Origin of the sequence: Sphingomonas fucosidasi (genome assembly GCF_036663855.1) — a bacterium.
Classification (GTDB): domain Bacteria; phylum Pseudomonadota; class Alphaproteobacteria; order Sphingomonadales; family Sphingomonadaceae; genus Sphingomonas; species Sphingomonas faeni_B.
Window position 1 is genome coordinate 241,619 of the sequence record NZ_JAXOJR010000006.1, and the last position, 26,753, is coordinate 268,371.

Consider the following 26,753-nt stretch of genomic DNA (forward strand, 5'->3'; position numbering starts at 1 on the left):
CAACACCACACCCGAAACGACGTTTGCCCGCTTATATGCCGGCAGCGCCCTCGTCCGGCGTCGTCGTTTCCACGACCGGCGGCGGGATAACCACGGGCGCCGGCTGCGGCTGGCCCGCCTGGCCAATCAGTGCGGTGTTCTCGATCACGTCGAGCGCCTGGCGTGCGGTGACGTAGCGCCGCGCGGCGTCCATCCAGTTGCTGGCCTGCGCCGCACCCGGCAAGCGCGCGACCTCGGCCCGTGCCGCCTCGACCTGGCCCGCTTCGAGCAACCGGCGCACGCGTGCGAGGCGGTCGGCGGGCATGGGCGAGGGCGTGCCGGCCTTGCGCAAAACTACCAGCGAATCGATCTGGTGCTGGATCGTGTCGAGCCAGCCTTCGCCGGTCGAGGTCGTGATGTCGGGCGCGATCGTGTCGAGGCCCTGGCGCAAATCCTCCAGCGTCACCGGCTGGCGCGCGGCCTGGATCAGCAGCATCGTCGCGCGCGGCTGGGCCTGGCCGAAGCGCAGCCGCAACTGCTCCTCGAGATAGCCGAGCCCGACCCCGCGATCGAGCGCGCGGCGGGCGGCGAACGCGACCATCAGCCCTTCCGCACGCGTCGCCTGTCCGCCGGCCGCACTGGCATCCGTCGTGATCGCCGCGGTGCGCGCCTCGAGCGCGGCCAATTGCGCCGCCAGCGTCGCCTCGCGCGTCGCCAGCACCGCGGTATCGACCGGCGCGGCCGCCTGCGGCTCGCCGTCGGGGCCCAGCGGCTGCGACGGGATATAGCCGGTCGCGGACGCCGAAGCCTTTTGCTGCGCCGTCGTCGCGGCGGCGGTGGAACGGGTGAAACCGAACCACGGCACGGTCTTGGCCGCATACGCCATCAGCGCGAGGCCGGCGATGAACGCAAGGCCCACCAGCGCAAGGATGACACCCATTCTAGGTCCGCGTGCCCGTGGGCGATCGGTCGGCACGTAGTCGCTCATGGCGTGCTTATCCCCGCCGCGCGCGCGCTGGTCAATCGCGCGCGTGTTCGCGGACGCAGCGGCCATCGCGACGACCGCCGAATCGCTCGGTTCGGGGGCAATCGCGACTTCGCCCCAGCCCGTCCCGGCCGCGTCGCCGACCGCCCGGCTGATCGCGACCAGCGCGATGCGGGAGCGATCCGCGCCTGCCCCATCGACCAGCTCGGCCAGCCGCGCGGCGGCGCGCGCGGAATGCACCAGGACCAGCGCATCCTCGAACGACCGCGCGACGTCCGCCGGCACCGGGACGGCCTCGCTCGCATAGACGGTGACCGCCTCGACGCCGTCCTGGGTCGGCGCCTGTTCGCGCCCGGCAAGATGCAGCAACCGCGCGAAACCCCGATCCCGCGCCTCGGCCACCACCGCGCGCGCATCCTCGCCGCCCGTCACCGCGACCGCGAACCCGGCCCCGCTCGCCGCCGCCGCCGTCGCCGCGCCGACCGCGACCACCGGCAACCGCCTGAAAAGGCCCAGCCCCGCGCCACCATGCCGCACCGCGTTCGCACTCGTCAGCAACAGCCCGTCGAACCCGGTGGGATTGGGCGGCGTCCAATAGACCGGCACCACCGCGAACAGCGGAACCTGCCGCACCTCCAGCCCGCGCGCGCGCAAGGCATCGGCGGTGCGCGTGTTGCCCGGTTCCGGCCGCAGCACCACGACCATGCGGGTCATCGGGGCTTCATGCGGAGAAAAGCCGCCTGACGCTGGCCGGCGCACGCGCGAGCAGATCCTCCGCGAGTGCCGTGCCGAGATCGTCGTCGACCGTGCCCTCGATCGATCCCGCGACGTCGCAAGACCCATCCTCGGCGATCAGCTCGGCGCGCAACGTCAGCGTCTCGCCTGCCAGCGACGCGAGCGCCGCGACCGGCGAATGGCAGTCCGCCCCCAGCCGCGCGAGCAGCGCGCGCTCGGTCAGCACGCACGCACTCGTATCATGGTGGTCGATCGCCGCGACGATCTCGCCCGCCGCGCTCCCCGCGAGCACCTCGACGCCGACCGCACCCTGGGCTGGCGCGGGCAACATCACATCGGTCGGGATCGCATGCCCGTCGTCGCGCCCGAGCCGGTCGAGCCCGGCGGCAGCGAGCAAAGTCGCATCCATCTCGCCGCTCGCCACCCGGCCGAGCCGCGTGTCGACGTTGCCGCGGATCAGCACGATCTCCAGGTCGGGCCGAAGCCGGAGCATCTGCGCGCGCCGCCGCGGCGAACTCGTGCCCACCACCGCGCCCGGCCGCAGGTCGGTGAGCGTCTCCGCCCCGATCAGCCGGTCGCGCACGTCGGCGCGTGGCAGCATCGCCGCGATCTTCAGCGTCGCGGGCCGGATCGTCTCGACGTCCTTCATCGAATGCACCGCGCAATCGATGTCGCCATCATGCAGCGCGCGATCGAGTTCCTTGGTCCACAGCGCCTTGCCGCCGATCTCAGCGAGCGCACGATCCTGCACGCGGTCGCCGGTGGTGCGGATCACGACGATCTCGACCGCGTCGTCGGACCAGCCATGCGCCGCGCACAGTGCATCGCGCACCATGCCCGCCTGGGTGAGCGCCAGCGGCGAACCGCGCGTACCGAGCCGAAAACGAGTCATCCTGCGCGCCATGCAGAAAGGGCGGGGCTTCGACAAGCTTCGCGCACCCATATACAGGTGTATGATGATCATCCTCGGTATCGAATCCTCCTGCGACGAAACCGCCGCCGCGCTCGTCACTGGCGACCGCCAGGTCCTCGCGCATCGGCTGTTGGGACAGGAGGCTGCACACGCCCCGTTCGGCGGCGTCGTCCCCGAAATCGCCGCGCGCGCGCACGTGGAGGCGCTGGAGCCGCTGATCGTCGCGGCCTTGGCCGACGCGAAGCTGACGCTCGCCGACGTCGACGCGATCGCCGCGACCGCCGGGCCGGGGCTGATCGGCGGCGTCATGGTCGGGCTGGTGACGGGCAAGGCGCTCGCGCACGCCGCAGGGAAGCCGCTGATTGCGGTCAACCACCTCGAAGGGCACGCGCTCTCGCCGCGGCTGTCCGATCCCGACCTGGAATTTCCGTACCTGCTGTTGCTGGTCTCCGGCGGCCATTGCCAGTTGCTGCTGGTCGAGGGCGTCGGCGCGTACCGGCGTTTGGCGACGACGATTGACGACGCGGCAGGCGAGGCTTTCGACAAGACCGCCAAGCTGCTCGGCCTCGGCTTCCCTGGCGGCCCTGCGGTCGAACGCGCCGCTGCGCTCGGCAATCCGAAGGCGGTCCCGCTGCCACGCCCGCTCAAAGGCTCGGCCGAACCGCATTTCTCGTTCGCCGGTCTGAAAAGCGCGGTCGCCCGGGTCGTCGGCCAATATTCGCCCGAGGACCTTGCCGCCTCGTTCCAGGCCGCGGTCGTCGACTGCCTGATCGACCGCACGACCAAGGCGCTGCGGACGTCGCACGGCGCCACCGCGCTCGTCGTCGCTGGCGGAGTCGCGGCCAACACCGCGGTGCGCGGCGCATTGCAGGCTCTCGCCAGCGATCACGGCCTCCGCTTCGTTGCGCCACCTTTGTGGCTCTGCACCGACAACGCCGCGATGATCGGCTGGGCGGGCGCCGAGCGCTTCGCCGCCGGACTCACCGACCCGCTCGACGTCGCCGCGCGCCCGCGCTGGCCGCTCGATCCCAACGCCGAAGCGGTGCGTGGTGCAGGGGTGAAGGCATGAAGATCGGCGTCATCGGCGGCGGCGCCTGGGGAACGGCACTCGCGCAGGTCGCGGCGCACGAAGGCCGCGACGTCGTCCTCTGGGCACGCGAAACCGCCGTCGTCGAATCCATAAACGCACACCATGAGAACAGCCTTTTCCTGGCCGGCGTTGCGCTCTCCCCGACGATCCGCGCGACCGACGACCTCACCGCGCTTGCCGACATGGACGCGATCCTCGTCGTCGCGCCTGCGCAGCACGTCGGCAGCGTCCTTGCCGCCGCCCCGGTCGGCCGCATTCCCCTCGTCCTCTGCGCCAAGGGCATCGAAGCCGGCAGCAAGCGCCTCGTCGGCGAAGTTGCCCGCGCCGTCCACCCGGACGCGCCGATCGCCGTGCTCTCCGGCCCCACCTTCGCGCACGAAGTCGCCGCCGGATTGCCCACTGCGGTCACGCTCGCCTGCGAGGATGCCGACCTCGGCGAACGCCTCGCGACCCGTCTCGCCGCACGCCATTTTCGCACCTACGCCTCGACCGACGTCGCCGGCGCGGAGATCGGCGGTGCGGTGAAGAACGTCCTCGCGATCGGTTGCGGCGTGGTCGAGGGCGCAGGGCTAGGCCAGAACGCCCGCGCGGCCCTGATCGCAAGAGGGTTCGCCGAAATGACGCGCTTCGGCCTCGCCCGAGGCGCGCGCGCGGAAACGCTCGCCGGGCTCTCTGGCCTAGGCGACCTAGTCCTGACCTGCTCCTCGACCAGCTCGCGCAATTTCTCGCTCGGCGTCGGTCTGGGGAGAGGCGACTCCGCCGCAACGCTGCTCGCCGACCGCCGCACGGTAGCAGAAGGCGCCTTCACCGCCCCCGTCCTCCGCGAAGCCGCCCGTGACGCCGGCGTAGACATGCCAATCACCGAAGCCGTCTGCCGCCTGTTGGACGGTGCCCCGGTAGGCGACGTAATCGGCGATCTGCTGGCGCGGCCGTTAAAGGGCGAGGCCGGCTAAAACTGTTTCCCCGCGAAGGCGGGGACCCAGACTGGGCTCCCGCCTTCGCGGGAGAACAAGGGGGGCTGACCTCGCGATCCTTCCCCGCCAGGGGGGGTGGCACCGAAGGTGACGGAGGGGGAGGACACGGAACAGACGTATCCCTTACCTCCCCCTCCGACTGGCAAGCGCCAGCCACCTCCCCCGGCGGGCGAGGATTGAGGGTCACCGCAACACCCGCGCCGCCAGCCCCGCACAATCCGCATCCCCCGCGACCGGGCCCTGCTTCCCCGAAATCGCCCGCCCGATCGCCTTAAAGATATTCCCCACCGACTTCACCTCAGGCGGGATCGTCACGGTCGGCCGCTCGATCGTCCCCGTCATGTACGCCGCCCCCGGCAACCGCAGCAGCGCATCGCGTTTCGGCGCGCCGGTCAGTCGAATATCCAACGTCTCCCCCGGGAACACCACGCTCCCGGCCCCCCGCAACTGGCTGGCCGTCGTATCGACGATCATCGGATCGACCCGCCCGCGCCCGCCTGTCACATCCAGCTTCAGCACCACGCACCGCAGACCCGCGCGCTCGCCATCCTTCGCCAGCAACGCCCGCGCCGCATCGAACCCCAGCGCCGCGGCGATCCCCTGCGGCAATTGCCCATCGCGCGCGACGAACCCGATCGTGCCGTTCGACCGCCCGACCGCCGCGCGGATCGTCTCGCCCGGTCCCTTCAATCGCACGTGCGCGCTAACGTTGCCGCTGAAATCGCCGCCGCCGCCCGCCAGATCTTGCACGCTGCTCCCGCGCAACCGTAGGTCGATATCGACGATCGGCACCTTCCGGTCGCCGCGCTGGTCGACCGTCACCTTGCCCGTGACGTTGCCATGCGGCAGTCGCGCGACCAGATCGCCGAGCGTCAGAAGTTGATGATCGATCGCCAGCGTGCCCTTCGCGGATAGGATCGGCGACGAACCCTTGGCGCTGACGATCCGCCCGATCCGAAATCCCATCCGCGCGTCCGTCGTGTCGATCTTGCCGATATCGATCCGCGTGTTCGGCACCAGCCGCGGCCCGATCCGACGTTCCAGTGCGGCGCCCTCGGCCTCGCCCTCGTCCGACGCCAGATCGCCGAAATCGAACTGGCGCGACACGATGTCGCCGTCCACCTTGCTACGCCCCGCCTGCTTGTCGACCGTCACGTGGCCGGCGAAATCCGATCGTCCGACCACGCCCTTCAACTGCATGATCGTCCATTTCGGCTGGTCGTGACGCACATGCGCACTGAACGACACCGGCTGCGTCCGGAACAGCCCCGCCTCGATCACCGCGTCGATCAGCTTCAGATCGGTCGCGCGTGCCGTGACGTCCAGCGTCATTGCATCGGTGTCGAGCGGCTTGTCCATGAGGCCCTTGGCGGTCACCGACAGCTTTTCGCCATCGATCGAGGCGGTGAACGGCCAGGGTTTGCCATGAAACTTCTCGACCGACGGCCCCGCGACGCCGATCCGCACCGCAGCGCCGCGGATCGTCCCGCTACCGTCCGCCCGGATGCCGTGCACCGGATCCGACGCGAACCGCGCCTTGACGAAGCGATCCTCCTTGTCGTCGCGATACTCGATCACACTGTCGCTGATCGTCAGCCCCTCGAGATCGGTCGAACTGCTCCCGCCTTTGGGCTTGCCCGGCCGTTCCCAGTTGGTCCGGCCGTTCCTGTCGCGCACCAGCACCAGATGCAGCCCGCGCGCCTTCACGTCGCGCGGCCCGAACGCGCCCTTTAATAGAGCGAGCCCGGAAAACGTCGCCTCTGCCTCGCGCAGCTGAACGAAATCGCCTTTGCCGGCCCAGTCGGCCTGCGGAATCCGCACGTTCGTGATCCGGATCGTCGGATTGAACCCGAACGCGTCGACCCGCTCGATCCCGCCGATCGTCACCGGCCGCCCGAATCGCGCGGTCAACTGCCGCTCGATCACGCCCTTCAGCGATCCCCACGGAAACGCGGCAAGCCCCACCAGCCCCAGCACGAGCACGCTCGCGACGACGATGCCGGTGATTTTCACCCAGCGTCTCTCAAAGAATCCCCTCATCTTACCGCGACGCGCCGCCGGGTAAATCGTTCCGCCTGCGTCAGGACCGCTGCCGCAGATTACTCACACCAACGCCGTCATTCCCGCGGAGGCGGGAACCCATATTGGCTGGTGGTGCGATCTGATTGCCGACGGTGGAGCATATGGATCCCCGCCTATGCGGGGATGACGGAGGGGAGTGGGCCACGAACTAAGGCAACCCCCTCAGAAATCGATCGCCATGCCCTTCAGCTCCCAATCCCCATAGCGCGTAGGATCGCGCGGTTCGGGATCCTTGTCCGGCACGATCGGCTCGGGCTTCGGCACCGGCGTGGTCTTCGCCAGATATTCGGGTGGCTTCACATGATCGGGGCGCTGGCCCATCGTCGCTCTCCGGATTTGCGTGTTGGCGTCGTAACCGCCACATGGGCGCTGTCGCGCGATTTTGCCATAACAGCCGCGCGGCAAACCGAACGCGAAGGACCTTGATGCCCGACTATACCCATGCCCCCGAACCGCTTGGCGTCCCGACCCGCCGCGCCGCGCTCCGCCTGCTCGACGCCGTCCTGCGTCGCGGCGAGTCGCTCGAATCCGCACTCCCCGCAGCCACCCGCGCGATCCACGGTCCCGATCGCGGCCTCGCGCACGCGATCGCCGCGGAGACGCTGCGCCGTCTTCCCGATCTCGACGCGATGATCGATTCGGTCACCAAGACCAACCTCCCCGACGATGCGAAGGCGCGGATGGCGCTGCGGATCGCGCTGGTGCAGGTGCTGATCCTCGGCACGCCCTCGCACGCCGCGATCTCGACCGTGTTGCCGCTGGTCGACGGCGGCCCGCGCAAACTCGTCCACGGCGTGTTCGGCACGCTGTTCCGCGCCAACATGCTGCTCCCCGAAGTGCCGACGCTGCCGGGCCCCGTCGAACTACGTTGGGAAGCCGCATGGGGCGAGGAGATGGTCGACGCCGCCGGCCGCGCGATCGCGCAGGTGCCGCCGCTCGACCTGACGATCGCCGATCCGTCCGAAACCGAAGGCTGGCGCGAGAAGCTCGGCGGCGAAAGCTTCATGCCCGGGCATCTGCGGTTGGGCGACCATGATTCGGTCCCTGACATGGCAGGGTTCGGCGACGGCGCCTGGTGGGTGCAGGACATCGCCGCTTCGCTGCCCGCGCGGTTGCTGGGGAAGGGAGAGGGCCACGTGCTCGATCTCTGCGCAGCCCCCGGCGGCAAGACGCTCCAACTCGCGAGCGCAGGCTGGACCGTCACCTCGGTCGACAATTCGCAGAGCCGGATCAAGCGCCTCCGCGAGAATCTCTACCGCACGCATCTGAAGGCCGAGGTCGTCAACGCCGACATCCTCGAATGGGCGCCGGCCGAGCCCGCCGACGCGATCCTGATCGATGCGCCGTGCAGCGCAACCGGTATCTTCCGCCGCCATCCCGACGTCCTCCACCGCGTCCGCCCGTCGATCATCGCCGAGACCGCGGCGTTGCAGGCGCGGATTTTCGCCAGGGCGGCGGACTGGGTGAAGCCCGGAGGCACGTTGGTGTACGCCACCTGCTCGCTCGAACCGTCGGAAGGCGAAGCGCAACTCGACGCGTTCCTCGCCGCCCGCAGCGACTACACGATCGCCCCGGTCGACCAGTCCGAACTCCCCGCCGGCATCACCCCCACGGAAGAAGGCACCATCCGCACGCTCCCCGGCATGCTCGCCGACCAAGGCGGCTGCGACGGCTTCTTCATCGCAAGATTGAAGCGCGCGTAACCAATCCTCCCCCGCAAGGGGGAGGTGGCTGGCACTTGCCAGACGGAGGGGGAGGGGGCGACACCGCAGATTGCGAGTTCCTCCCCCTCCGTCACCTGCGGTGCCACCTCCCCCTGGCGGGGGAGGATCGAGAAGCCCTTCGCACCAACCGAATCCCGCGCTAGGACACCCAGCATGCAACCCGTCCGCATCGCCCCCTCGATCCTCTCCGCCGACTTCGCCAAACTCGGCGAGGAAGTCCGCGCCATCGACGCGGCCGGCGCCGACTGGATCCACATCGATGTGATGGACGGCCATTTCGTCCCCAACATCTCGTTCGGCCCCGCGGTCATGAAATCGGTCCGCGGCGTCACCACCAAGCCGTTCGACGTCCACCTGATGATCTCCCCCGTCGACGCGTATCTCGACGCGTTCGCGGAAGCGGGCGCCGACTGCATCACCGTGCATTACGAGGCCGGGCCGCACATCCACCGCTCGCTCCAGCACATCAAGGGCCTCGGTAAGCGTGCGGGCGTGGTGATCTGCCCGGGCACCCCGGCGAAGATGCTCGATTACCTCATGGACATGGTCGACCTCGTGCTCGTGATGAGCGTCAACCCGGGCTTCGGCGGCCAGAGCTTCATCCCCAGCCAGCTCAAGAAGATCACCGCGATCCGCAACATGATCGAAAAGAACGGCCGCGCGATCGATCTCGAAGTCGATGGCGGCGTCGATGCCGAATGGGCGAAGCGCTGCATCGAGGCTGGCGCCGACGCGCTGGTCGCCGGTACCTCGGTCTTCCGCGGCGGCCCCGATCGCTATGCCGCCAACATCGCCGCGTTGCGGGGGTGAACGAACTGCGTGATCCCGTGACCGATCCCGCCCCCGACGGGATCGACGAAGGCCGCCGCCTGATCCGTCTCGGCGGCGACAAGGGGCTGTCGCTCGCCGATCGCCTCGCCGAGCGCTTCCACCGACTGACGTGGCGCACCCCGCTCCACACGCTCCGCCTCAAGGGGCGTTATCCGCTGAAGCTGATCGCGGTCCCTGAAGACCCGATCCTCGGCGACATCCCCCGTGGCACGATGCTGCTGGAAGGCGTGCTCTCGTTCCGCGGCGAAGCGCGCGATATCGAGACGCTCGATCTCGCCAAGCCGCTCCCCAAGCCGTTCGCCGAATACCTTCACAGTTTCGCCTGGCTGCGCGACCTGTCGACCGTCGCGACCCGCGCGCGCGGCGCCCCGATCGCCGAATACCTCATGGGCCTCTGGCTGACCGCGCACGCCGACACCCAAGGCGGGATCGCATGGCGCCCCGATATGTGGGGTCGCCGCATCCTTGCCTGGACCGCGCACGCGCCCCTGATCCTGTCGTCGTCCGACCAGATCTACCGCTCCAAGGTCTTGAACGCGCTTGCGAAAGGCGCCCTCCATCTCGATCGCACCGCCGACAAGGCCCCGGCCGGCGCGCCGCGCATCGCCGCATGGTGCGGCGTCGTCGCGGCAGGCCTGCTGATCCCCGGCGGCGAGCCCCGGCAGGCGTTCGGTGAAGCCGGCCTCCTCCGCGCGCTAGGCACCGGGCTGTTCGACGACGGCGGCTCGGTCTCGCGCAGTCCGGCGATGCTGCTCGACTCGATCCAGCTGCTGACGTTGCTCCAGGAAAGCTACGCCGCCCGAAGCGCCGAATTGCCCGAGACGGTCGCGGTCACGCTCACCCGGATGGTCGCGGCGTTGCTCGGGGTCGCGCACGCCGATCGCGGCCTGTCGAGCTGGCAGGGCGGCGGTCCCACCACCGAAACGCAGGTCGCCGCGGTCATCGAGGCCAGCGGCGTCCGCACGCGTCCTCTCCGCCAGGCGCGCGACTGGGGTTATCAGCGGCTCGCCGCCGGTACTGCCGTGCTCATCGTGGATGCCGCCCCGCCCCCGATCGCGCGTCTTGTCGAGGGCGGTTGCGCCTCGACGCTGGCATTCGAGTTTTCGGACGGCCCGGCGCGGATCGTCGTCAACTGCGGCGGCGCGCGCGCGGGCATCGCGCAACTCCCGCCCGCGATGGTCGAGGGCCTGCGCTCGACGGCCGCCCACTCCACGCTGACGATCGCCGACAGCAATTCCACCGCGATCCACGCCGACGGCACGCTCGGCCGCGGCGTCGCGGAGGTCGAGCTGAGCCGCCAGGAGTCGGAGGCCGCTAGCCGAATCGAGGCGAGCCACGACGGCTATGTCCGCCGCTGGGGTTTCCTCCACCGCCGCCAGCTGATGCTCACCGGCGACGGCCGCGAACTCCGCGGCGAGGACGCGCTGTTGCCGCAAGGCCGCAAGCGCCGCACCGGATTGTCGCTTTTCGCGATCCGCTTCCATCTCGGCGAGGGCGTGCAGGTATCCCCCACCGCGGACGGCCTCGGCGCGATCCTCCGCCTTCCCGGCGGTCCGCTTTGGCAGTTTCGTTGTCGCGGTGGCGCGCTGGTGGTCGAGGGCAGCGTCTGGATCGACGCCGACGGCCGCCCCGTCGCGACGCAGCAACTGATGATTACGGGTGAAGCGGCGGCCGGCGGCGCGAGTGTGAGCTGGGCCCTGAAAAAGGCCTGAAACTCTGATCCTCCCCTTGCAGGGGAGGTGGCTGGCGCTTGCCAGACGGAGGGGTGACACCCTCTCGATAGCGGATCACCCCTCCGTCAGCCCAAGCGGGCTGCCACCTCCCCTGAAAGGGGAGGATTAGCGCCCCCCTGTTCCCCAACGTCAACCGACGCTAAGGGACCGCCGCACGGCGAACCCCGACGAAAGACCCTCATGACCAGCATCCCGATCAAGCGCGCGCTCCTGTCCGTCTCCGACAAGACCGGGATCGTCGATCTCGGCAAGGCACTCGCGAGCCACGGTGTCGAGCTCGTCTCCACCGGCGGCACCGCCACGGCTCTGCGCGCCGCCGGCCTGGACGTCCGCGACGTCAGCGAACTCACCGGCTTCCCCGAAATGATGGACGGCCGCGTCAAGACGCTCCACCCGATGGTCCACGGCGGGCTCCTCGCGGTGCGCGACGACGCCGGTCACGCCGCCTCGATGGCCGAGCACCAGATCGGCGCGATCGACCTCGTGATCGTCAATCTCTACCCATTCGAGGCGACCGTCGCGAAGGGCGCCGACCGCGACACCGTGATCGAGAACATCGACATCGGCGGCCCCAGCATGGTCCGCTCGGCCGCCAAGAACCATGCCTATGTCGCGATCGTCACCGATCCCGCCGACTATGCGCTCGTCTCCGGCGGCACCACCACGCTCGAAGACCGCAAGAAACTCGCTGCCAAAGCCTTCGCCACCACCGCCGCCTACGACTCGGCGATCGCAACCTGGTTCGGCACGGTAGATCAGGCCGAGGAATTCCCCGCGACCCTGCCGATCACGCTCAAGCGCGGCGATACGCTCCGCTATGGCGAGAACCCGCACCAGTCCGCCGCCTTCTACACCGCGACCGGCACCGTCCGCGGCATCGGCCAGGCCCGTCAGCTCCAGGGCAAGGCGCTCAGCTACAACAACCTCAACGACGCCGACGCTGCGCTTGAACTCATCGCCGAGTTCCGCGACGCCGCCCCCTCCGTCGTGATCGTCAAGCATGCCAACCCCTGCGGCGTCGCCACCGGCGCCACGCTCGCCGAAGCGTACGCCGCAGCGTTCGCCTGCGACACGGTCTCCGCATTCGGTGGCATCATCGCCGTCAACCGCACGCTCGATGCCGAAACCGCGCGCGCAATTACCGGCATCTTCACCGAAGTCGTCGTCGCCCCCGATGCCGACGAAGAAGCGATCGCGCTGTTCGCCGCCAAGAAGAACCTCCGCCTGCTGCTCACCGGCGAATTGCCCGACCCCGCCCGCGCGGGTTTGACGGCGAAGTCGATCCCCGGCGGCTGGCTCGTCCAGGGCCGCGACAATGGAACGCCGGGAGAACTCACCGTCGTCACCAAGCGCCAGCCGACCGAGCAGGAGCTGGTCGACTGCCGCTTCGCCTGGACCGTCGCCAAGCACACCAAGTCCAACGCGATCGTCTACGCCAAGGACGGCAGCACCGCCGGCATCGGCGCCGGCCAGATGAACCGCCTCGAATCCGCGCGCATCGCCGCCTGGAAGGCGAAGGACGCCGCGGAGAAGGCCGGCTGGTCCACCCCGCGCACGATCGGCTCGGCAGTCGCCTCCGACGCGTTCTTCCCGTTCGCCGACGGGTTGCTCGCGGCGGTGGAAGCGGGCGCGACTGCGGTGATCCAGCCCGGCGGCTCGATCCGCGACGCCGACGTCATTGCGGCTGCGGACGAAGCCGGCCTAGCGATGGTCTTCACCGGGATGCGCCACTTCCGCCACTGAGCCGGGGGAGAGCGGGCGGGGGCGGTACCCTCCGTCCCCCCACTCACTCCGTCATGCCGGGCTTGTTCCGGCACTCACCGATCCGCGTACTTATCAGTCGTTGATTTCGCGGAACCGTGGATGCCGGAACAAGCCCGGCATGACGGAAAGATAGCTGCCCGTTTTTCGAGCACCTCCACCGCACTGCACAAGTTTTAATCCCAAACCGCCCCTCTACCCGCTCCCCAAGCACACCTCATCCCTCCACACCACAACTGGCACGCACATTGCGAGGCCTCTCCTGTAACAAGGGGGAAGGGCCGCGATGAAACTCGTCATTGCCATCATCAAGCCGTTCAAGCTGGACGAGGTGCGCGAAGCGCTCACCACGATCGGCGTGGCCGGTATGACGGTCACCGAGGTCAAGGGTTTCGGCCGTCAGAAGGGCCAGACCGAGATCTATCGGGGGGCCGAGTACAGCACCAACATGGTGCCCAAGATCAAGATCGAGGTGGTCTGCGCCGCCAGCCTGTCCGACCGCGTGGTCGAGGCGATCCAGGCCTCGGCGAACACCGGCGCGATCGGCGACGGCAAGATCTTCGTGCTTGACGTCGGCCAGGCGGTCCGCATCCGCACCGGCGAAACCGACGATTCAGCGCTCTGAGGGGGGACATGATGAAGCTTGATATGAAGACAGCCGCCGTCGCGGCGCTAGGGTTCGGAGCGGCGATGATCGCCGCCGCACCCGCCTGGGCACAAGCTGCAGCCGCACCGGTGGTGGCCACCGTGAACAAGGGTGACACCGCCTGGATGATGACCTCGACGGTCCTCGTCCTGATGATGATCCTGCCCGGCCTCGCGCTGTTCTACGGCGGCCTCACGCGGTCGAAGAACATGCTGTCGACCATGACTCAGATCGGCGCCGTCGCGGCACTCGCGATGCTGATCTGGGTGATGTGGGGCTATACGCTGGCGTTCGGTCCGGACGTGAGCAACCCGCTGCTCAGCAACTTCATCGGCAGCTTCGACAAGGCGTTCCTCAAGGGCGTCACGCCCGCCTCGCAGGCGGCGACCTTCACGGCGGGCGTCGAGATCCCCGAATATGTCTTCATCTGCTTCCAGATGACCTTCGCCGCGATCACCATCGCGCTGGTCCTGGGCTCGGTCGTCGAGCGCATGAAATTCTCGGCGGTGATGGTCTTCGGCCTGATCTGGCTCACCATCGTCTACTTCCCGATCGCGCACATGGTGTGGGCATCGAGCGGTTATTTCTTCAAGGCGGGCGCACTCGATTTCGCCGGCGGCACCGTGGTCCACATCAACGCCGGCGTCTCGGCGCTGGTCGCAGCCCTGATCCTCGGCAAGCGCATTGGTTACCCGAAGGAGCCGATGGCACCGCACTCGCTGGTCATGACCGGCATCGGCACCGGGCTGCTCTGGGTCGGCTGGTTCGGCTTCAACGCAGGCTCGGCACTCGAGGCGAACGGCTCGGCCGCGCTCGCGATGCTCAACACCTTCGTCGCCACGGCCTCAGCCGCACTGTTCTGGATGCTTGCCGAGAAGCTCTCGGGTCACAAGGGTTCGGCTTTGGGCTTCTGCTCGGGCATCGTCGCCGGCCTCGTCGCGGTCACGCCGGCCGCGGGCAACTCCGGCCCGTTCGGCGCGATCATCCTCGGCGCGATCGCCTCGCTGATCTGCTTCATGGCGGTCTCGAAGCTCAAGCCGATGCTTGGCTATGACGACTCGCTCGACGCCTTCGGGATCCACGGCATCGGCGGCATGGTCGGCGCGATCGGCACTGCGGTGGTCTACGCCCCGTCGCTCGGCGGGCCCGGGGCTGCGGACTATGCAATGGGCGCCAAGCTCTTCGTGCAGCTCCAGGCGGTGATCGTGACGATCATCTGGGCCACGATCGGCACCACGATCGCGCTCTACGTCGCCAAGGCCGTCACTGGCCTGCGGGTCTCGCCGGAAGTCGAGCACGAGGGGCTCGACATCGGCGAACACGGCGAGCGCGCCTACAACTGATCGGTAGCGGGCCGCCCGAGCCCGCACCCACGACGTTCCTCCTGCGGACAACCTTGGCTCGGTGTGGCAACACACCGGGCCTTTTTTTGCCGTCGAAAAGTGGGACTTCGATTGAGGTCTGGAAAGCAGGAGCAGGAGCAGGAGTGGGAGCGGGCGACACCTACTATGTTCTCCCGCGAAGGCGGGAGCCCAGTCTGGGTCCCCGCTTTCGCGGGGAAACAACGGCGCAGCGGGCGCACGAGTCCGACCTATCTGGCGGGCACCCTGAACCGGTTCGGGGTCTGATCCGATCTGACCCAACACCTCCCCGGCCTCCGCCGGGGCGGGATTTTTGCTCGGCGGCTATTCTTTAGGAAGCATCGCGTTGATCCCACTCACCCAACCCACCCCGTCACCCCGGACTCGTTCCGGGGTCCACGGTCCAACACACTAAAATCCGTCGAATACGCGGAACGGTGGATGCCGGAACCAGTCCGGCATGACGGAGCCTTTTGGAAAGGGACCGGTATCACGAAGCGCTTGGGGCGTGCTCAAGAAGCGAGCCGGGCGGAAAGGAATCTCGCCGCTCCACACCCCCACCCCGTTCGTGCTGAGTAGCGACCGAGTAGATCGGCAAGGAGCGTATCGAGGGCGCGTATCGAAGCACAGGCCCCGTGCCCCAACCCATCCTTCGATACGCCGCTTCGACAAGCTCAGCAGCTACTCAGGACGAACGGGGTGGGTGGAACGAACCGGCGAGGGGGTAGGCCGGGCGAGAGGAGCGGGCGCACAAAAGCAGCGAACCCAGCTAAAGCCCCCCGGCTAAACCCGAACGCTTTTCGGCGCCAACCGCCGGATATCCAGCACATCGACCTGCGCCAGCATCACCGCCCCCAGCGCCCGGTCCCCGGTCTCCACCAGAATCCCCTCCCGCGTAGCGCGCACGCGCCGCCACGAAACCTCGCGCACAGCCAACCGCTTCCCGATCCGCTTAACCGCCGCCACGCGCCCATCGTCCGCAATCGCCAGCGCGCCCCGGCCATCCGCCCCGACCACCGCGCCCGCCACCGCAAAACCGGCAAGCTGCGCCTGCGCCGCGTCCGCCGCTTCCTCGGGCGTCTCGATCTTCACGACCCGCCGCATCCGCACGACTACCCAGCCCAAGGCGCTAAGTAGAACCACCACGGCAGCCACGATGCCGCCGACGATCGCAGGCGTCATCGCGGCCCTGCGAGCGCGTCCAGCATCGGTCGAATCCCGCGCAGGTCATACCCGGCGTCCTCGGCCTGCGCGAGCAGCAGGTTCGGGTTCCGCCCCGCTTTCGCCGCCGCCAGCGCCCACAGATTGCAGCTCCGCGTCCCCGACCGGCAATACGCCAGCACCGGCCCGTCCGCATCGACCAGCGCCTGCGTCATCGCGTCGATCTGCGGATGCGAGAAGCCCGCATGAGTCACCGGGATCGCGACATAGTTGAGGCCCGCCGCCTCCGCCGCCGCACGGATCGCGTCGCCCGAAGGCTGTCCCGCATCCTCGTCGTCCGGCCGGTTGTTGACGATGGTCTTGAAGCCCGCCGCGGCGATCTCCGCGACGTGCTCGACCGCGATCTGCGGCGCGACCGAAATACTTTCGTTGATGTGCCGTATCATGCGGACTCGCGGATCACCTGGAGGAAGGCATCCCCATAGGCGTCGAGTTTCCGCGCGCCAATGCCTGAAAGCACCGCGAGCGCCACCCGCGACGCCGGCCGCTGCGCCGCCATGTCACGCAGCACCGAATCGTGGAAGATCACATACGGCGGAACGCCCGCCTCCTTCGCCAGATCGCGCCGCCGCACGCGCAGCGCCTCGAACAGCGGATCGTCCACGGGGTTCGGGGTCGCGCCCGGCGCGGCCTTGCGCCGCCGCTCGCGCTTCGGTGGCACGACGATCGACACCGTCGCTTCGCCCTTCAGGATCGCCTTGGCGGCAGGCCCGAACTCGAGGCCCCCATGCGGATTGGTGCGCAAGGCATCCTTCAGCATCAGCGCACGCGACACGGGCTTCAGCAACGCCACCTCGTCGCCGTCGACTATCCCGTACACCGACAGCGCCTCATGCCCGTTCATCAGGCTCCGCTCCGACGACACGCCGGTCAGGATCCCCTCGATATAGCCGACGCCGAACATCTGCCCGGTGCGAAACACCGCCGACAGGAATTTCCGCGCCGTCTCGGTCGCATCCACCGCATCGACATTGCCAAGGCAATTGTCGCAATTCCCGCAATCCTCGAGCCGCTCCTCGCCGAAATGCTTGAGCAGGATCCGCCGCCGGCATCCCGCGGTCTCGACCAGCCCGCCCATTGCGGTCAGCCGCTGCCGCTCGCCCGCCTGCCGCTCGGGCTCGACCTCGCCGATCCGCTGCCGGGCCCGCGCGAAATCCTCCGCGCCCCAGAACAGGTGCGCGATCGCCGGATCGCCGTCACGCCCCGCGCGCCCGGTCTCCTGATAATAGGCCTCGATCGATTTCGGCAGCCCGGCATGGCACACGAACCGCACGTCGGGCTTGTCGATCCCCATCCCGAACGCGACCGTGGCGCAGATCACCATGTCCTCGCTCGCGACGAAATCGGCCTGATTCTTTGCGCGCACCTGCGGATCGAGCCCCGCATGATAGGCCCGCGTCGGTCGCCCGCTCCGCCCCAGCGCCTCCGCCAACTTCTCGGTCGCCGCGCGCGTCTGTGCGTAGACGATCCCCGGCCCCGGTATCTTATCCAGGATGTCCGCGATCTGCCGGTTGACGTTGTCGCGCCCCGAAATCGCATAGCGGATGTTCGGCCGGTCGAACCCCGACACGATCAGGCCGTCTTGCGAAATCCCCAGCTGCTCGAGGATATCCGCCCGCGTATGCGCATCCGCGGTCGCGGTCAGCGCCAGCCGAGGCACCTCCGGAAAGCTGTCGAGCAACGGCCGCAGCAACCGGTAGTCCGGCCGGAAATCATGCCCCCACTCGCTGACGCAATGCGCCTCGTCGATCGCGAACAGGCTGAGCTTGGCCTGGCTGAGCAGGTTCCGGAAACTCTCGTTCGAAGCTCGCTCCGGCGCGACATACAGCAGGTCCAGATCACCCGCCCGGAACCGTGCGATCGTCTCCTCACGGTTCGTATCGACGCTCGTCAAAGTCGCCGCCTTGATCCCTACCGCGGTCGCCGCGCGCAGCTGGTCGTGCATCAGCGCGATCAGCGGCGACACGACCACGCACGTCCCCTCCAGCATCGTCGCCGGCAACTGGTAACACAGCGACTTGCCCGCCCCCGTCGGCATCACCGCCAGCGTCCGCTGTCCGGCGAGCACCCGATCGACGACATCGCGCTGCACGCCACGAAAGTCAGGAAAGCCAAAGATGCGCTGGAGATCTGGAAGGGGGTCGAGTGCCATTATCCCGGACCTAGGGTTCGTTCACCGTCGCCGCAATGGATGATCCGCGATCGGTCCGATCATCCCAATCGCCACGCTGCACGGACTAGATCGAAATCCGGGCAGGTTGTTCCGGTACCGTTATGGACCCGTGTAAATTCCCTGCGCATCCTCCCCCGTTCAATCCGGGGGACGCGCATGGAACTGAACATCAGGCTGGCCGAGCTGCAGAAGCGCACGATCGAACACCGCGAGGTGCTGCTGACCGAGGAAGCGGCGAAGACTGCGCTCGTCATGCCGTTCCTCCAGTCGCTCGGCTATGACGTCTTCAACCCGTCCGAAGTCGTCCCCGAATTCACTGCCGACATCGGCACCAAGAAGGGCGAAAAGGTCGACTATGCGATCTGCGCGGGCGGGAAAGTGTCGATCCTGATCGAGTGCAAGCCGTCCTCGGTCCAGCTCAACGTCAACCATGCCGGGCAGCTGTTCCGCTATTTCAGCGTCACCGATGCGCGCCTTGCCGTGCTGACCAACGGCGTCGTCTACCAATTCTATTCGGACATCGAGCGCCCGAACAAGATGGACGACAAGCCGTTCTTCACCTTCACGATGGACGCGATCAAGCCCGGCGACATCCGTACGCTCGAGAAATTCACCAAGGCCGCGTTCGACATCGACAAGATCGTCCAGGAGGCCGGCAACCTCAAGACGCAGTCGCTGATCCGCCTCGAACTCGAAAAGGAGTTCGCCGAGCCCTCCGACGAGTTCGTCCGGATGATGGCGCAGCGCGTCCATGGCGGCCGACTCACGCCGGCGATCAAGGACGGATTCGCCAAGCTTTTAGCTCCTGCGATCGCCGCGCTGATCCGCGATTTCGTCAACGAACGCCTTTCGTCGGCGTTGAAGGCGTCGAGCCCGGTCGAGGACCTGCCGCCGGGCGCGGACGACGACCCGTCCGACGGCGACGGCATCGTCACCACGCAGGAGGAGATTTCCGGCTTCCACATCATCCAGGCGATCGCCTCGCGCCTGGTGGATCCGAAACGCGTGATCGTCCGCGATGCGAATTCGTATTGCGCGATCCTGCTGGACGACAATAATCGGAAGACGGTCGCGCGGATGCACTTCAATGGCATCACGACCAAGTATCTCGGCATGTTCGCCGGCAATGACGAGACGCGCCATTTGCTGTCGGACCTGACGCACATCTATCAATATTCGGAGGCGATCGAGGCGAGGTTGCGCGAACTGGATCCGTCGATCCCGGCGTAGGGTGCGGAGTTTCGCCCCCGCTCTCCTTCCATTCCCTCGCGAACGCGGGCGCCCAGGACCCAGCAGCGCCATCGCTCGTGATTTGCGGACCACCGCGTTCGCGAGGGAACAGAGGATGTTGCGTGCATCGCAACGCTCGCCTTTAGGGTTGCACCCCGGCACCCATCCCACAACCACCCCGGCGAAGGCCGGGGCCCAAGTGGAAAGATGGCAATGACGACGCGCTGCCCTTCGTTAGCAACGTCCCCCAATTGGGCCCCGGCCTCCGCCGGGGTGGCCACCTAGTCGAACGTGGTCGCGAACTCGCCACTACCCCTCCGTCATGCCGGACTCGTTCCGGCATCCACCCGTCCCCGAAATCGAAACGTGCGAGTTTGCGGAACGGTGGACCCCGGAACAGGTCCGGGGTGACGGCGTGTGGTATGGCAAGCGTTCGCCGTTAAACCAGGCGCCTGAGGCCCACGCCCTACTCCGCCGCCAGCGCCCCTGCATCATCCCCAGCCCGCTCCTGCGCCTGCCGGTTCCACATCTCCGCATACACGCCGTCCTGCCGGAGCAGGTCCGCATGCGTGCCCTTTTCGACGATCCGCCCCGCCTCCAGCACGACAATCTGGTCCGCATGCACCACGGTCGACAGCCGGTGCGCGATCACGATCGTCGTGCGGCCGCGCTCGATCGCCTCGAGCGTATCGAGAATCTCCGCCTCGGTCCGGCTGTCCAACGCGCTCGTCGCCTCGTCCAGAATCAGGATCGGCGGGTTCTTCAGCAACGTCCGCGCGATTGCCACACGCTGTTTCTCGCCGCCCGAAAGCTTCAACCCACGCTCGCCGACCCGCGTCTCATACCCCAGCGGCTGGCGCTCGATGAAGCCCGCGATCGCCGCGCCCTTCGCCGCAACCTCGACCTCGGGCATCTCGGCCCCCTCGCGGCCGTAAGCGATATTGTACCCGATCGTATCGTTGAACAGCACCGTATCCTGCGGCACGATGCCTATGGCCGCCCTCAACGAAGCCTGCCGCACTTGCGCGATATCCTGCCCGTCGACGGTAATCCGCCCGCCCGTCAGGTCGTAGAAACGGTACAGCAGCCGCGCGAGCGTCGACTTGCCCGCGCCCGACGGCCCAACGACAGCCAATGTGGAACCTGCTGGCACGTCCAAATTCAGGTCGCTCAGGATCGGCCGCCCCGCGTCATAGCCAAACGACACCCCCTCGAACCGGACATGCCCCGCGCTTACCGCCAGCGCGGGCGCACCCGGCGCGTCGACGACGGTGGCCGGCGTATCGATCAGGTCGAACATCGCCGCCATGTCGAGCGCACCCTGCCGGATCGTGCGATACACCATCCCCAACAGATCGAGCGGCCGGAACAGCTGCGCCAGCAGTGTCGACACGAACACCACGTCACCGGCCGACGCCTCGCCTCGGCTCCACCGCCACACGACGAACCCCATGCCGCCCGCCAGCATCAGGTTGGTGATCAGCGCCTGGCCAAGGTTCAGCCAGGCAAGCGAATTTTCGCTCTTCACCGCGGCTTCGGAATACGCCGTGATCGCGCTGTCGTAGCGCCGCGCCTCACGCTCCTCCGCGCCGAAATACTTCACCGTTTCGAAGTTCAGAAGCGAATCCACCGCATGCGCGACCGCCCCGGTATCGAGGTCGTTCATCCGCGCGCGCAGCGCATTGCGCCAGTCGGTCACCATCCGCGTGAAGAGGATATAGCCGACCACCATCACCACCGTCGCGACGACCAAGGGCCAGCCGAACTTGGTCCAGAACAGCCCGAGCACCAGCACCAGCTCGAACACGGTGGGAGCGATGTTGAACAGCAGGAAATACAGCATCGTGTCGATGCTCTTGGTGCCGCGCTCGACCACCTTGGTGACCGCGCCCGTCCGCCGCGACAGATGGAAATCGAGGCTCAGCGCATGCAGATGGCGAAACACCTGCGCTGCCAGCCGCCGCGACGCATCCTGTCCGACGCGCTCGAACACCGCATTGCGCAGATTGTCGAACAGCGTCGTCCCGAACCGCGACGCGGCATACCCGACCACCAGCAGCACGACCAAGGTCAGCGCCCCGCGATCGTTCCCCGCCATCCGGTCGACCGCGTATTTGAGCGTGAACGCCGCGCCGAAAACCTGGATCAGCTTCGACGCGATCACCAGCAGCATCGCGACGACGATCCGCGTCTTCAGCTTCGGCTGCCCCGCCGGCCACAGGAACGGCAGGAAGCGGCGGAGCGTCGGCAGCAACGGCTGGTCCGCGCGGGTGGAGGTGTAGCTGTCAGGGGGCATGGATCGATGGGATGTAGGCGCAGTCAAGCCCCGGTAAAAGCAGTTGGGGGAACAATCCTGCCGCTTCGTCGCTTTTATCGGTACGTCCTGCCGCAACGGCCTGTCGCAACCGGAGAGTGAAATGGAACCGCTGTTCTACGTCATGGCCATCATGGGTTGCGGCGACGGCAATGTGAACTGCACCGAGGCGCGCGTGATCCCGGCACGCTACGAGACGATGGCGCAATGCCGCGCCGCGTTGCCCGACCAGCTGGCGCAGAACACCGATGTTCCCTACCCGATGATCGGTGCCAACTGCCGTGCGAGCGGCATGGCCATGGCGAAGGCCGGCAAGGCAAAGCCGCAGGGCTAAACTGTTTTCTCGCGAAGGCGGGGACCCAGAATGGGCTCCTGCCTTCGCGGGAGAACAAGCTAGACGCCGGTAGTTAGCGAGGCCGCGTCCACAGCCGAGGATCCCTCGGCGCCCGCGGATACAGTGTCTCCCGCCGCGCCGCTTGGCGCCCCGCCTTGGCGATAAACCCCAGCTTCTGCATCCCCGAGGTCGTCACCCGGTGGTCCCACGCATGCTCGCCCCGAGCGGCAACAGTCCGCCCGATCGCGCCATAGATTCCCGCCGCCGACAATACCGCCCACGCCGACCGGAACGACAACGCCGGCGTCCCCTCCCGCGCGCTGGCCTCGAAAGCCGCAGCTCGCTCCGCCATCCGCTTCGTCAACACGGCGAGCCGCGAGCGAAACGGCGGCTTCATGTGCTGACCCGGCGGAAAGTCCATCTCCACGAGCCAGTCCTCGGGCAGATAACACCGCCCGACCCGGTCATCCTCCTCGACGTCGCGCGCGATATTGGCGAGTTGGAACGCCATCCCCAGGTCGCACGCGCGATCGAGGGTGTCCTCGTCGTCGGGATCGACGCCCATCGCGATCGCCATCATGCACCCGACGACACCCGCGACATGGTAGCAATATTTGTAGAGATCGTTTTCCGACCGCGGCCGCCACTCGCGCGCATCGAGCGCAAACCCCTCGACCAGATCGCGCGCGAACCGCTTCGGCAGTCGGGTTTCGGCGGCGAAGATCCGCAGCGCATCGAAGGCCGGTTCGCCGACCACTTCGCCCGCCAGCGCCTGCTCGGTCATCGCCGACAACTGCACCAGCCGGGCAGGGGCGTCGTCGACCACGGTCATGCCGTGGCCATGATCCTGCCCGTCCGCGATATCGTCGCACCGCCGGCACCACGCGTACAGCAGCCAAGCCCGCTCCCGCGTCGGCTTGTCGAACAACAGGCTGGCCGCCGCAAAACTCTTCGATCCCCGCGAGATCGATTCGTGCGCGGTAGCGACGATCGCCTCCCGGCTTGGAAGCGCCTGACTCATTCTAGTCCCCCCGCGAAAGCGGGGGCCCAGGACCACAAACGCCGCGCCAGCGGCTTCTGGGCTCCCGCGTTCGCGGGAGAACGAGAATAGGCGGAGCTTACCGTCTCGATCTTCACAAATCCGACGCGTTCATCCGCACGATCGGCTGCGTCGGCACATGTTCCGCCATCCGGTCGAGCAGCACATCCAGCGTATCCGCCACGATCAGCAAGTCCCGGTGCTGCGGCCGCAGAAACCCGACCTCGCCCATCTTCTCCCAGAACGCGATCAGGTGGTCGTAATAGCCCGCGGTATTCAGCAACCCGACCGGATCCGCATGATAGCCAAGCTGCGCCCAGCTCAATGCCTCCCACAGCTCGTCCATCGTCCCGGTTCCGCCGGGGATCGTCACGAAACCGTCGGAAAGATCGGTGAACATCTGCTTCCGCTGATGCATCCCCGTGACGACGTGCAGCTCGGTAAGCCCGCGATGCGCGACCTCGGCATCGACCAAGGCTTGCGGGATAACGCCGATAACCTCGCCGCCGCCCTCGAGCGCGCCATCGGCGATCGCACCCATCAGCCCGGTCCGGCCGCCGCCATAAACGAGGCCAATCCCCCGCTCGGCAAACGCCAGCCCCAGCGCGCGAGCGCCTTCGATATAGGTGGGATCAGCCGGCGTCGCCGACCCGCAGTACACAGCAAGTCTCTTCATTCTGCCTCGCTAGGGGAAGCGCGCGGGGTGCTGCAAGGGAAGAATGGGTTCACGCGGAGACGCGGAGACGCGGAGGTGTCTCTTTCCGGACAGCGCTCGCGCTGTCTTCACTGAGGTTCCGCAAATCGTTGGAGACACGGTCGCTGCGCGACAAGCGCGACACCTCCGCGTCTCCGCGCCTCCGCGTGAACAAACCTTACTTCTCGCCTTCAAGCATCAAACGAGCCGTAGCCTTAGCACTCCCGACAACCCCAGGAATGCCAGCCCCTGGATGAGTCCCAGCGCCCACGAAGTACAGGTTCGGAATATGCTCATCGCGGTTGTGCACCCGGAAATACGCACTCTGCGTCAACACCGGCTCGAGCGAGAACGCGCTCCCCAGATGCGCATTCAGATCCTGCGCGAAATCCTTCGGCGCGTACGAGAATTTCGTCACGATCCGCTCGTGGATATCCGGGATCAACCGCCGCCCGATCTCGTCGAGAATGCGCTTCTCCAGGATCGGCGCGATCTCGTCCCAGTCGACCGGGAATTTTCCGAGATGCGGCACCGGCGCCAGCGCATAAAACGTCGAATGCCCCTCGGGCGCCAGCGAAGGATCGGTCACGGTCGGATGATGCAAATACAGCGAGAAGTCCTCGCTCAGCACGCCGTGGTCGTAAATGTCCTCGAGCAGCCCCTTATAGCGCGGCCCGAACAGGATCATGTGGTGCGGGATGCCCGGCCACGTGCCCTTGATTCCGAAATGCACCACGAACAGCGACGGCGAGTATTTCTTCCGCTCGAGCGACCCGGTCTTGCGCTTGGCACTGCGCGAGGTCGACAGCAGGTCGCGATAGGTGTGCATGATGTCGCTGTTCGCGGCCACCGCATCCGCCTGACCCGACCAGCCGCTCGCGCACGTCACACCCGTAGCACAGTCGCCGAGAGTCCCGATCGACGTTACCGGATCGTCGAGCCGCAGCACGCCGCCCAGTCGCTCGAACTGAGTCACCAGCGCCGCCACCAGACGGTTGGTCCCGCCGCGTGCGAACCACACGCCGCCGTCGCGCTCGAGCTTGTGGATCAGCGCATAGATCGCGCTCGTCGTCATCGGGTTGCCGCCGACCAGCAGCGTGTGGAACGACAACGCCTCGCGCAACTTCTCCGACTTCACGAAGCTCGACACGATCGAATAGACCGACCGCCACGCCTGGTATTTCGCCAGCGCCGGCGCCGCCTTGATCATCGACCCGAAGTCGAGAAACGCGACATGGCCGAGCTTTTCATAACCCTCGTGAAACACCCCCGCCGAATATTCCAGGAACTTCTCGTATCCCGCCCAGTCGCCGGGCTGCAGCTTCTCGATCTCGGCGCGCATCTGGACGTCGTCGTTGCTGTAATCGAAATTCGTCCCGTCGGGCCAGTTCAGCCGGTAGAACGGCAGCACCGGATCGAGCGTCACGTCCTCGCTCATGTCGCGCCCGCTCAGCGCCCACAATTCGCGCAGGCAGTCCGGATCGGTGATCACCGTCGGCCCGGCATCGAAGGTGAAGCCATCACGCTCCCAATAATAGCCGCGCCCGCCCGGCTTATCCCGCGACTCGACGATCGTCGTCTGCACGCCCGCGGATTGCAGCCGGATCGCGAGCGCCAGCCCGCCAAATCCTGCGCCGATGACGATTGCGGTCTTCATGGTCTCATACTGCCTGCGATGGCGCGCACGGCGCGCGCGATGGGGACGGGGGGCTTGCCGGTCAGGACGCGCGCCTTGTCGGTCATGGTCGAGCGTCCGGCATAGAAGCGACCGATCAAGGCCGGCGACAGGCGATAGAAGCGTTCGAGGATGCGATAGCGTTCCTCGGGCTCGGACGCGCGGAACAACATCGTGTCGAGCATCCGGTAGAAGCCGCGGCTTTTCCACGTCGCCCGCGCCATCGCATGCGTTGTGTCATGCAGTTTCGCGCCGGAGAAATCGCTGAGACCCGCCAGCATCGACGCCGTCCGCACCGCGTCCGGCAGCGAATAGCCGGTGGTCGGATGAAACATCCCCGCACGCATGCCCGCCTTGGCGACATGTGTCCCGCCCGAGCGCCAATACGCCTCGAAATTGCCGCCCATCGCGACCGGCAGCACACCTGATTCCACGCGCGCAGCTTGCGCCACGGCCCAGCCGCGAGCCTCGGCATAGTCGTGGACGCGGGTCGTGAGCGTCTCGACATCGAGGTCGGGGGTGTCGCTGTAATAGGTGTCCTCGACGAACATCCGGTCGTCGGCCAGCGGCAGGCAATAGACGAAGCGATAGCCGTCGATCTGCGGCACGGTCGCGTCCATCACGATCGGCGTGGGGCTATCGTGCGGCGCCTTCAGCACCAGTTCGCGCCCGACGAACTTCTGCCATGCCAGATCGAGCAGCGACAGGTCGCCAGGACCCCGCGCGTCGATCACACCCTTGGCTTCGATCCGGTCGCCGTTCGCGAGCACTACCGCGGTCGGATTCGCGCCCGACACCTTCTGCCCGAGCATCAGCGCATCCGCCGGCAAAACCCGACGTACTTCGCGGTCGAGCCGCTCGCTCTCGATCGAAAAATAGGTCTCATCGATCGTCCGCGCATGCGCCGGAAAGCGCACGTCATAGCCTTGCCACGCGTGCACCACGAGCGGCGCGACGATCCAGCGATCGCCTGCCGCCACGTCGCTGCCGAAGAACGACCAGAGATGATTGCCGCCGACCGTCGGCGCGGCGTCGATCAGCCGCACGTCGAGCGCCGGATGCTTCGCTTTGAGCGCCAGCGCGATCATCCCGCCGGCCAAGCCCGCGCCAACGATCGCGACGTCGCAAGAAATCGTCGATGCCATCCCCCCGGACTAGCGCAAACCGCCCGCCGCGAAAACAACCTTTCCCGGGCAATCGAATGCGAAAACAACCTGCATCGCCGGAGGGCACCGGAAGCCCAGAATCCCGCAGTCGCC

General features: G+C 67.5%; 22 protein-coding genes. 10 read left to right on the forward strand and 12 right to left on the reverse strand.

The window, feature by feature from the left end; genetic code table 11:
• Positions 1 to 31: 31 nt before the first annotated feature.
• Positions 32 to 1,678 carry a uroporphyrinogen-III synthase gene (locus U1737_RS12800; protein ID WP_248523841.1) on the reverse strand — a complete coding sequence of 549 codons (1,647 nt, stop codon included), beginning with the start codon at positions 1,676 to 1,678 and terminating at the stop codon, positions 32 to 34.
• A 7-nt stretch (positions 1,679 to 1,685) separates the two neighbouring features.
• On the reverse strand, positions 1,686 to 2,591 hold the full coding sequence (gene hemC / locus U1737_RS12805) for a hydroxymethylbilane synthase (protein ID WP_248523842.1): 906 nt from the start codon (positions 2,589 to 2,591) through the stop codon (positions 1,686 to 1,688).
• A 61-nt stretch (positions 2,592 to 2,652) separates the two neighbouring features.
• Here hemC and tsaD point away from each other — a divergent pair, with 61 nt between their 5' ends.
• Both tsaD and U1737_RS12815 read left to right on the forward strand, forming a co-directional pair.
• On the forward strand, positions 2,653 to 3,681 hold the full coding sequence (gene tsaD, locus U1737_RS12810) for a tRNA (adenosine(37)-N6)-threonylcarbamoyltransferase complex transferase subunit TsaD (RefSeq protein ID WP_248523843.1): 1,029 nt from the start codon (positions 2,653 to 2,655) through the stop codon (positions 3,679 to 3,681).
• On the forward strand, positions 3,678 to 4,655 hold the full coding sequence (locus U1737_RS12815) for an NAD(P)H-dependent glycerol-3-phosphate dehydrogenase (protein ID WP_332797026.1): 978 nt from the start codon (positions 3,678 to 3,680) through the stop codon (positions 4,653 to 4,655). The genes tsaD and U1737_RS12815 overlap by 4 nt, the downstream gene beginning before the upstream one ends.
• A gap of 204 nt (positions 4,656 to 4,859) precedes the next feature.
• Here U1737_RS12815 and U1737_RS12820 read toward each other — a convergent pair whose 3' ends face one another.
• A complete protein-coding gene (locus U1737_RS12820; protein WP_332797027.1) occupies positions 4,860 to 6,689 on the reverse strand; it encodes an AsmA family protein in 1,830 nt (609 codons plus the stop codon).
• Positions 6,690 to 6,920: 231 nt separating this feature from the next.
• Complete coding sequence (locus U1737_RS12825) at positions 6,921 to 7,079, reverse strand: DUF1674 domain-containing protein (protein WP_082445075.1); 159 nt, start codon at positions 7,077 to 7,079, stop codon at positions 6,921 to 6,923.
• A 104-nt stretch (positions 7,080 to 7,183) separates the two neighbouring features.
• On the opposite strand from U1737_RS12825, the gene U1737_RS12830 reads away from it, so the two are divergent.
• From U1737_RS12830 to U1737_RS12855, 6 genes are all read left to right on the forward strand, one after another.
• On the forward strand, positions 7,184 to 8,461 hold the full coding sequence (locus U1737_RS12830) for an RsmB/NOP family class I SAM-dependent RNA methyltransferase (RefSeq protein ID WP_332797028.1): 1,278 nt from the start codon (positions 7,184 to 7,186) through the stop codon (positions 8,459 to 8,461).
• A 174-nt stretch (positions 8,462 to 8,635) separates the two neighbouring features.
• Complete coding sequence (gene rpe, locus U1737_RS12835; RefSeq protein WP_332797029.1) at positions 8,636 to 9,292, forward strand: ribulose-phosphate 3-epimerase; 657 nt, start codon at positions 8,636 to 8,638, stop codon at positions 9,290 to 9,292.
• A 17-nt stretch (positions 9,293 to 9,309) separates the two neighbouring features.
• A complete protein-coding gene (locus tag U1737_RS12840) occupies positions 9,310 to 11,025 on the forward strand; it encodes a heparinase II/III family protein (RefSeq protein WP_332797030.1) in 1,716 nt (571 codons plus the stop codon).
• Between the two features lie 201 nt (positions 11,026 to 11,226).
• Positions 11,227 to 12,789 (forward strand): bifunctional phosphoribosylaminoimidazolecarboxamide formyltransferase/IMP cyclohydrolase, encoded by a 1,563-nt coding sequence (purH, locus tag U1737_RS12845; protein ID WP_332797031.1) that lies wholly within the window; start codon positions 11,227 to 11,229, stop codon positions 12,787 to 12,789.
• A gap of 304 nt (positions 12,790 to 13,093) precedes the next feature.
• Positions 13,094 to 13,432 carry a P-II family nitrogen regulator gene (locus tag U1737_RS12850; RefSeq protein WP_056053652.1) on the forward strand — a complete coding sequence of 113 codons (339 nt, stop codon included), beginning with the start codon at positions 13,094 to 13,096 and terminating at the stop codon, positions 13,430 to 13,432.
• A gap of 23 nt (positions 13,433 to 13,455) precedes the next feature.
• Positions 13,456 to 14,796, forward strand: coding sequence for an ammonium transporter (locus U1737_RS12855; protein WP_332797032.1), 1,341 nt, complete (start codon positions 13,456 to 13,458; stop codon positions 14,794 to 14,796).
• A gap of 801 nt (positions 14,797 to 15,597) precedes the next feature.
• On the opposite strand, the gene U1737_RS12860 is transcribed toward U1737_RS12855, so the two are convergent.
• Genes U1737_RS12860 through recQ form a run of 3 tightly spaced genes read right to left on the reverse strand, consistent with a single transcriptional unit; the run spans position 15,598 to position 18,187 of the window.
• Positions 15,598 to 15,996 carry a hypothetical protein gene (locus tag U1737_RS12860; RefSeq protein ID WP_332797033.1) on the reverse strand — a complete coding sequence of 133 codons (399 nt, stop codon included), beginning with the start codon at positions 15,994 to 15,996 and terminating at the stop codon, positions 15,598 to 15,600.
• Entirely contained in the window at positions 15,993 to 16,421 is a 429-nt protein-coding gene (locus U1737_RS12865; protein WP_248523856.1) for a protein tyrosine phosphatase family protein, read from the reverse strand. The genes U1737_RS12860 and U1737_RS12865 overlap by 4 nt, the downstream gene beginning before the upstream one ends.
• The gene (gene recQ, locus U1737_RS12870; RefSeq protein WP_332797034.1) at positions 16,418 to 18,187 is read right to left on the reverse strand and encodes a DNA helicase RecQ; all 1,770 of its coding nucleotides are present in this window, start codon (positions 18,185 to 18,187) and stop codon (positions 16,418 to 16,420) included. The genes U1737_RS12865 and recQ overlap by 4 nt, the downstream gene beginning before the upstream one ends.
• A 177-nt stretch (positions 18,188 to 18,364) precedes the next feature.
• Here recQ and U1737_RS12875 point away from each other — a divergent pair, with 177 nt between their 5' ends.
• Positions 18,365 to 19,438 carry a type I restriction endonuclease gene (locus U1737_RS12875; protein WP_332797035.1) on the forward strand — a complete coding sequence of 358 codons (1,074 nt, stop codon included), beginning with the start codon at positions 18,365 to 18,367 and terminating at the stop codon, positions 19,436 to 19,438.
• A gap of 466 nt (positions 19,439 to 19,904) precedes the next feature.
• Here U1737_RS12875 and U1737_RS12880 read toward each other — a convergent pair whose 3' ends face one another.
• Positions 19,905 to 21,734, reverse strand: coding sequence for an ABCB family ABC transporter ATP-binding protein/permease (locus U1737_RS12880; protein ID WP_332797036.1), 1,830 nt, complete (start codon positions 21,732 to 21,734; stop codon positions 19,905 to 19,907).
• Between the two features lie 121 nt (positions 21,735 to 21,855).
• Here U1737_RS12880 and U1737_RS12885 point away from each other — a divergent pair, with 121 nt between their 5' ends.
• On the forward strand, positions 21,856 to 22,086 hold the full coding sequence (locus tag U1737_RS12885; RefSeq protein WP_332797037.1) for a hypothetical protein: 231 nt from the start codon (positions 21,856 to 21,858) through the stop codon (positions 22,084 to 22,086).
• Between the two features lie 73 nt (positions 22,087 to 22,159).
• Here U1737_RS12885 and U1737_RS12890 read toward each other — a convergent pair whose 3' ends face one another.
• The 4 genes from U1737_RS12890 to crtY form a co-directional block, all read right to left on the reverse strand.
• Positions 22,160 to 23,107: a phytoene/squalene synthase family protein gene (locus tag U1737_RS12890; RefSeq protein ID WP_248523865.1), complete on the reverse strand. Its 948-nt coding sequence runs from the start codon at positions 23,105 to 23,107 to the stop codon at positions 22,160 to 22,162.
• 112 nt (positions 23,108 to 23,219) lie between these two features.
• On the reverse strand, positions 23,220 to 23,801 hold the full coding sequence (locus U1737_RS12895; protein WP_332797038.1) for an LOG family protein: 582 nt from the start codon (positions 23,799 to 23,801) through the stop codon (positions 23,220 to 23,222).
• Between the two features lie 196 nt (positions 23,802 to 23,997).
• Complete coding sequence (locus U1737_RS12900) at positions 23,998 to 25,476, reverse strand: phytoene desaturase (RefSeq protein ID WP_332797039.1); 1,479 nt, start codon at positions 25,474 to 25,476, stop codon at positions 23,998 to 24,000.
• Entirely contained in the window at positions 25,473 to 26,639 is a 1,167-nt protein-coding gene (gene crtY / locus U1737_RS12905) for a lycopene beta-cyclase CrtY (protein WP_332797040.1), read from the reverse strand. Before crtY ends, U1737_RS12900 begins: the two co-directional genes overlap by 4 nt.
• Between the last annotated feature and the right edge of the window lie 114 nt (positions 26,640 to 26,753).